This window comes from Streptomyces sp. NPDC005151, from assembly GCF_053599875.1.
The window spans coordinates 65076-71922 of sequence record NZ_JBSFYR010000037.1 but is presented as its reverse complement, the minus strand read 5'-3'; the positions used below and the strand labels follow the sequence as shown (position 1 = coordinate 71922).

Below are 6847 nucleotides of genomic sequence, written 5' to 3'. Positions count from 1 at the left end.
GGGGAAGGAGCTACTAGGGCATTTCGGCAACGCGGGAAGCGTGCGTGCCAGGGCGTGGCCGCCCGATCAGAGGTCACCCGACAGGCTCTGAGCCGACGGACGCCCACGGCCGCACCCTGCGGAGAGCGGAACGGGGCATGAGGGACACTGGACGGGACCGTGCACCACCCCCGGACAGGAGCTGCCCCCCATGCCCCGCCTCGCTCTCTACGCCCTCGCCGTCTGCGTCCTCGCCGTCGGTGCGGCCGTGGCCTCCTTCGTCCAGGGCAGCTGGCTCGGGATCGTCTGGGTGCTGATGGCCGGGCTTTCCTCCAACATGGCGTGGTACTACCTGCGCAAGCAGCGCGCCGGGACCGCGGGCTGAGGGCCGTCCTCGGGGGACCGCCCTCAGGGCCTGTCGACGGCGCAGACCGGATTCGCCGTGCTCCAGAACTGGTAGGCGTCGCGTCCGCAGTACGTCCTGAATTCACTCACGCCCAGTGACTGCAGCAGGCTGTGGATCGCGTCGAAGAACACGTGGTTGATCTCCGGGATCCACAGCATGCCGAAGACCGCGATCAGTCCGAACTGCGCGAACGGCTCGACCTGGCGGCGGATCCGGTACGACAACCAGGGCTCGATCACCCCGTACCCGTCCAGGCCGGGGACCGGCAGGAAGTTCAGGATCGCCGCGGTGACCTGGAGCAGTGCCAGGAACGCCAGCGCGTACCGGAACTCCCTCGGGACCCCGTCCAGGGCGTGCAGCCAGAACGGCGCCGTGCAGACGAGCGCGAACAGTACGTTCATCAGCGGGCCCGCCGCCGAAATCACGCTGTGCCTCCAGCGGCCGCTGATCCGGCCCCGCTCGATGAAGACCGCGCCACCGGGCAGGCCGATCCCACCCATGATCACGAACAGCACCGGCAGCACGATGCTCAGCAGCGCGTGCGTATAGGCGAGCGGGTTGAGCGTGAGATAGCCCTTCTCCCCGACCGAGATGTCCCCGCTGTGCAGCGCGGTGCGGGCGTGCGCGTACTCGTGCAGACAGAGCGAGACGACCCACGCCGCCGTGACGAAGAGGAAGACCGCGAGCCCCGGGGGATACCCGAAGTCCGTCCACACCGCCCAGCCCGATACCGCCATGACGGCGACGATCCCGAGAAAGACCGGGCTGATCCGCCGGTCGCTCCGGGCTGCTGCAGTGGTCATCAACGGACTCCAGGTGGCTGGGTGCGGGGAGCGCGTCGGGGCGGGCACGAGCCCCGACCGTACCGGTGGCACGGAGGAAACGTCTCGCGCCGACGCGGTAGTTCCGGACAGGGTGGGACATGGCGAGCAGGGCGCGCACCACATGGACTGCGCGCACCGCGGAGCGACACCTCTCTTCGGACAGAGGAGCAGTCAAGTCTTCGGACAGAGGAGCAGTCAAGGAGAATGGGCGCGTGCGCTACAGCGTCCTCGGCACCACACAGGCACTCCATGACGACGGCACGGCCGTCGTCATCGGTGGGGCGCGGCTGCGCGCCCTGCTGACCGTTCTCGCGCTGCGTTCCGGCCGTACGGTCCCGGCCACCGTGCTCGTCGACGAGGTGTGGGACGGCGATCCGCCCGCCGACGCGGTCGGCGCCCTGCAGGCGCTCGTCGGCCGGCTCCGCCGCGTCCTCGGCCATGAGGCGATCACCTCGGCGGAGAGCGGCTACCGGCTTGCCGCCGACCCGGACACGGTCGACCTGCACCGCTTCGGGCGGCTCGCCGGGGACGGTACGCGCGCACTGGAGGAAGGCGATCCGGCGAAGGCCGTGGCGGGTGAACGGAGTCCTCGCCAAGGCCGACCGGCTCCGCGTCCACGGGGAGCGGATCAGTGCCCGCATCGACCGGCTTCAGGCCCTTGTCAACTCCCGCCGCGCCCGCGGGCTCCGCCCGAACCCGTGGGTGGTGGCGAAGCTCGCCGTCCTGGAACAGGAACGCGTACGGGTGGCCAGTCGGCGGTCCCGGCTGAACGCGGGCGTGGCCAGGGCTGCGGCCCGGTTCATGGTCGATCACGCGGTGGCGGCCGGGGCGTCGGTGATCTATCTGGAGGACCTGCGGGACATGGAGGCCCGCGGCAAGGGCCGCACCCTGAACCTGCGCCTGTCCCAGACGGTCCGCGGGCAGATCGTCACCCACACCCGACACCAGGCCGCGACGGCTGGGATCGCCGTGGTGATCGTCCCGCCACGCGGCACCTCCAAGTACTGCCCGCGCTGCCTGACCGCGTTCCGGCATCACAAGGCGCCCGACGACCACACGTCGGGGTGGGCGTGGGCCACCTGCCCGAACCCCGCGTGTGGGTACAGCACGGGGCGGGACAACGCCGCGTGGCAGCGGATCGGTGCCCGGGGCCTGTTCCACCAGTCCAAGACCAGCCTCGACCGCACCAGTAGCATCTTTGTGGTGCGCAGCGTGGTCGGGGCCCTGGACCTTCCGGTCCAGTATCAGAGGGCGGACCGCACCAAGAGCGGCCCCACCATGAGAAGACGCCCGGTGCCCGGGAAGCGGCACCAGGTCCCCGCCCCACCCGGGTCCACACCGGGTGGAAAGCGTCCGGCGGGGCGGCACCCCACGCACCCGACCCACCGCACCCAGCGGCGACGACGGCAGCAGGAACCGACCACGATCGGCACGCCCATCCGGCACCAGCCGGACGGGGCACGACTCGGGGCAGGCTTCCACCGCCACGCCCACACCACCCCCACCCGGGGAGGCACCCCTGCTCGCAGAGCCCGGGGACAACCGAGTCATCTCCCAGGTGATCCCGCAACACCAGGATCACCCAGGAAACCCAAGCCAATCTGAGACGCTCACCAGCTTCGTCGGGCGCGAGGACGACATCGACGCCCTCCGTGTCGACCTCGCGCAGGCCCGGCTCGTCACCCTTCTCGGGCCCGGCGGCGCGGGCAAGACCCGGCTCTCCCAGGAGGCAGCCGAATCCGTCGCGCCCGCCTGGCCGGACGGTGGCTGGCTGGCCGAACTCGACCGCGGCGCGGAGGGCGAACGGATCCTGCGGGACGTGCTCTCCCAGGGACCGCAGGCGGGCCACGAGGCGAGGCCCGCAGCCCGGCTCCTTCTCGCCATGTGGCTGGGCCGCTCCGGCCGGACGGCCGAGGCCCGCGAGCAGATGCTCACCCTGCGCGTCCACTTCCGCTCGGAGACCATGGCCATCTTCGAAGGCTTCGTGCTGGGAGGCCTGGCCTGGCTGGACAACCAGGAGGGGCTGTACGCCGATGCGCTGGCCCGCGGCAGGACGGCGCTGGCCCGGTCCGGGGACGCGCTCTCGCAGATGGTCGCGCCGCAGATGACCGTCATCCATCTCGTCACCGTGGCAAGGGCCCTGGCCGGACTCGGCGACGAACGGGCGGCCGGGCTCGCCGCACGGCTGCTGGGCGCGGGCTCGCGACTGCTGCCGGCCGGACATGTGCCGACGTCGATGGAGCGGGACAACTTGGCGCGGGCAAAGGCCCTGGCCTCGGCGGTCCTCGGCGAGGCCGCGTACGACTCGGCATACGCCGAGGGCGACGGCCTCGCACTGGAGGAGGCCGTCGCCCTGGTCGACGCGTACCGGGAGTGAACCGGAGGGGCGCGTCAGGTCTTCTTGCGGAACTTGGAGACCGCGAGAGGCGCCGTCACCAGGGTGATGGCCGCGGCCCAGCCGAGCGTCAGCCACACCGAGTGCGCCACCGGACCGCCGAGCATCAGCCCACGCGCCGCGTCCGCGAGATTGGACAGCGGGTTGTAGTCGGTGAACGACCGGAGCCAGCCGGGCATCGTCGTCGGCGGCGCGAAGATCGAGGAACCGAACTGCAGGGGCATCATCACCAGGAACCCCATTCCCTGAACCGCCTGGGCCGTCTTCAGGGACAGTCCCAGCAGCATGAAGATCCACATGATGGCGACGCCGAACGCCGCCGAGAGACCGACAGCCGCGAGTAGACCGAACACCGAGGTCTTGAGCTGCATGCCGATCAGGAAGCCCATGCCCAGCAGGATCACCGTGGCGACCATCATCCGGCCGAGCTCGACCACGATCTTCGCGATGAGGACCGAGGAACGGGCGATCGGCATCGTCCGGAACCGGTCCATGACGCCCTTGCGGAAGTCGTCATTGACACCGGTGCCGACCGCCATGGCGATGTTCATGCCCATCATCGCCATCAGCCCGGGGATCACGTAGTTGATGTACGTCTGCCGGTCCCCGCCCAGGCTCGCGCCGACGGAGCCGCCGAAGACGTACACGAACAGCAGCGTGAAGACGATCGGCATCAGGAGCGCGTCGAACATCGACTCCGGGTCCTGCTTGATCTGGAGCAGATTGCGCCGCACCAGCGCGCCGATGTGCCGCAGATTGCTGCGCAGCCCGATCCGGCCCTCGTCGTGGAGGACCTTCGCCGGTGCGGAGCCGGTCGGGGCGTCGGGTGTCAGAGTCGCCGTGCTCATGCCGCGACCTCCTCGGGAATCGTGTCGGTCACGGACGGCGCGGTCTTCTCGCCGGTGATGGCCAGGAATACCTCGTCCAGGCTGGGCAGCGCGGTGGAGATGTGCGCGATGGAGAGACCGCGGCCGGCGAACAGGCCGATGACGGCGGTCAGTTGGTCGTCGCTGAGGATCGGCACGTACAACATGCCCTCGTCCGGGACGGCCTGTGAACCAGCGATCCCATCGAGACCGGCCTCCGCGAGCGCCCGCGCCATGGCGGGCAGCTGGCCCGGGTCCGTGGGCCGGATCTGCAGGGTGCGGCCGCCGACCTTCGCCTTGAGCTCGTCGACCCCGCCGCTGGCGATGATCCTGCCCTTGTCGATGACGGTGAGTTCGTCGGCGAGCTGCTCGGCCTCTTCCATGTACTGGGTGGTGAGCAGCACGGTCGCCCCCTCCGCGACCATCCGCTGCACCTCGTCCCAGACCTCGTTACGGGTCCGGGGGTCGAGCCCCGTCGTCGGCTCGTCCAGATACAGCACGGCCGGGCTGCCGATCATCGAGGCGGCCAGGTCGAGCCGGCGCCGCATGCCGCCGGAGTAGTTCATCGCGGGCCGCTTGGCGGCTTCGGTGAGCGAGAACCGCTCCAGCAGCTCGTCGGCGCGGGCCCGCGCGGTCGTGCGGGGCAGGTCGAGAAGGCGCCCGATCATGTAGAGGTTCTCCCAGCCGGAGAGCTTCTCGTCGACCGAGGCGTACTGGCCGGTCAGGCCGATGATGCGACGCAGCTGTCGCGGCTGCTTCACCACGTCGTAGCCCGCCACGGTGGCGTGTCCGGCATCGGGAACGATCAGCGTGGACAGGCAGCGTACGAGGGTGGTCTTGCCGGCGCCGTTGGGGCCAAGCACACCGAGGACGGTGCCCTCGCGCACGTCGAGGTCCACGCCGTCCAGAGCCTTGGTCGAGCCGTAGTGCTTGACCAGCCCCCGCACCTCGACCGCGTTGCCGCCGCTCCTGGGGTTCTTGTCGATTCGCGTCATGTCCACCATGGGACCAGCCGCCACCGACAATCCACCGACAACCCACCGACATCCTGCTGACAGGGCCGCCTGCAGAACTCCTGCAGCGGCCGGCACACGCCGACAGCCCGCCGATGGGGGAAGTCGGCGGGCTGTCGTTGTGCGGCCAGTGGCCAGTGATCCCCCCGGAGGGGAAAGGCCCTAATGGAAGGTGTGCTCCGGCTGCGGGAACGTGCCGCCGACGACCTCGTCCGCGAACTCCTTCGCCGCGTCACCGAGCACCTTGCGCATGTTCGCGTACTGCTTGGTGAAGCGCGGCACCTTGCCGCCGGTCAGCCCCACCATGTCGGTGTAGACCAGCACCTGGGCGTCGGTGTCAGGACCGGCGCCGATGCCGACGGTCGGGATGTGCAGACTGCGGGTGATCTCGGCGGCGACCTCGGCCGGTACGAGCTCCAGGACGACGGCGAACGCCCCCGCGTCCTGCGCCGCCTTGGCGTCCCGGATCAGCCGGTGGGCGGCCTCGTCGCTGCGGCCCTGCACCCGGTAGCCCATGGTGTTCACGGACTGCGGGGTCAGGCCGAGGTGCGACATGACCGGGATGCCGGCCGAGACGAGCAGCTCGGTCTGGGGGAGCGACCGCTCGCCGCCCTCCAGCTTGACCGCCCCGACGCCGGACTCCTTGACCAGCCGGGTGGCGTTGCGCAGGGCCTGGACGGGCCCTTCCTGGTACGCCCCGAAGGGCAGGTCGCCGACGATGAGGGCGCGCTTGGTGCCCCGTACGACGGCGGCGGAGAGGATGGCGATCTCGTCCATCGTGACGGGCACGGTGGTCTCGTAGCCGAGGTGACAGTTGCCCATGGAGTCGCCGACGAGCATGACCGGGATGCCGGCCTCGTCGAAGACGGACGCGGTCATCGCGTCGTAGGCGGTGAGCATGGGCCACTTCTCGCCGCGCTCGGTGGCGGCGGCGATGTCGTGGACGGTGATGCGGCGGGTGCTCTTGCCTCCGTACAGCGCCTTGCTGCTGTCGGTGGGGGCCCCCGCGGGGGTTGCGGGCTGGTGCTGCGCAGCCTGAAGCGTCATTGCCAACGGCTCCTTCGTCATCTCGAGGCGCCCTGACGGCGTCCCCGGATCCCGTCCATGGTGGCATCCCGGGGCCGTCCGCGGGAAGTGGGCACGACTGGGCAAAGACTTTCGCGACGACGACCGGTCCGTGCCCGCGGGCGCGCGCCGATGACGCCATGACGGCCACGGACCCGGACGGCTGAAAAGCTCCGCCCCGGTCACCCCGGTCACCCCGGTCACCCCGGACAGACCGGGCCGACCGGGGCGGGGAGCAGGACACTGCCCCGGTCGGTGAGAATCGGGACAGGGACCGGACGGGCGCGGCGAGAGGTGGA

At 70.5% G+C, this 6847-nt stretch carries 6 protein-coding genes and 2 pseudogenes; 4 read left to right on the top strand and 4 right to left on the bottom strand.

What is annotated here, in order from left to right; genetic code table 11:
- Window positions 1-190: 190 nt before the first annotated feature.
- Complete coding sequence (locus ACWD6R_RS21010; RefSeq protein ID WP_266986310.1) at window positions 191-364, top strand: hypothetical protein; 174 nt, start codon at window positions 191-193, stop codon at window positions 362-364.
- Window positions 365-387: 23 nt separating this feature from the next.
- Here ACWD6R_RS21010 and ACWD6R_RS21005 read toward each other — a convergent pair whose 3' ends face one another.
- Window positions 388-1188, bottom strand: coding sequence for a site-2 protease family protein (locus tag ACWD6R_RS21005; RefSeq protein ID WP_451820075.1), 801 nt, complete (start codon window positions 1186-1188; stop codon window positions 388-390).
- Between the two features lie 233 nt (window positions 1189-1421).
- Between ACWD6R_RS21005 and ACWD6R_RS21000 the strand changes: the two are divergent.
- The 3 genes and pseudogenes from ACWD6R_RS21000 to ACWD6R_RS20990 form a co-directional block, all read left to right on the top strand.
- Window positions 1422-1781 (top strand): annotated as a pseudogene (locus tag ACWD6R_RS21000) (AfsR/SARP family transcriptional regulator); the annotation flags it as partial.
- Between the two features lie 229 nt (window positions 1782-2010).
- A pseudogene (locus ACWD6R_RS20995) lies at window positions 2011-2325 on the top strand (zinc ribbon domain-containing protein); the annotation flags it as partial.
- A 226-nt stretch (window positions 2326-2551) separates the two neighbouring features.
- Window positions 2552-3586, top strand: a complete 1035-nt coding sequence (locus ACWD6R_RS20990) for a hypothetical protein (RefSeq protein ID WP_451820074.1) — start codon at window positions 2552-2554, stop codon at window positions 3584-3586.
- A gap of 14 nt (window positions 3587-3600) precedes the next feature.
- Here the strand turns inward: ACWD6R_RS20990 and ACWD6R_RS20985 are convergent, their stop codons facing one another.
- The 3 genes from ACWD6R_RS20985 to panB form a co-directional block, all read right to left on the bottom strand.
- Window positions 3601-4452 (bottom strand): ABC transporter permease, encoded by an 852-nt coding sequence (locus ACWD6R_RS20985; protein ID WP_267005469.1) that lies wholly within the window; start codon window positions 4450-4452, stop codon window positions 3601-3603.
- Window positions 4449-5474, bottom strand: a complete 1026-nt coding sequence (locus ACWD6R_RS20980; RefSeq protein ID WP_451820078.1) for an ATP-binding cassette domain-containing protein — start codon at window positions 5472-5474, stop codon at window positions 4449-4451. Before ACWD6R_RS20980 ends, ACWD6R_RS20985 begins: the two co-directional genes overlap by 4 nt.
- 171 nt (window positions 5475-5645) lie before the next feature.
- The gene (gene panB, locus ACWD6R_RS20975) at window positions 5646-6530 is read right to left on the bottom strand and encodes a 3-methyl-2-oxobutanoate hydroxymethyltransferase (RefSeq protein ID WP_451820073.1); all 885 of its coding nucleotides are present in this window, start codon (window positions 6528-6530) and stop codon (window positions 5646-5648) included.
- Window positions 6531-6847 lie beyond the last annotated feature (317 nt).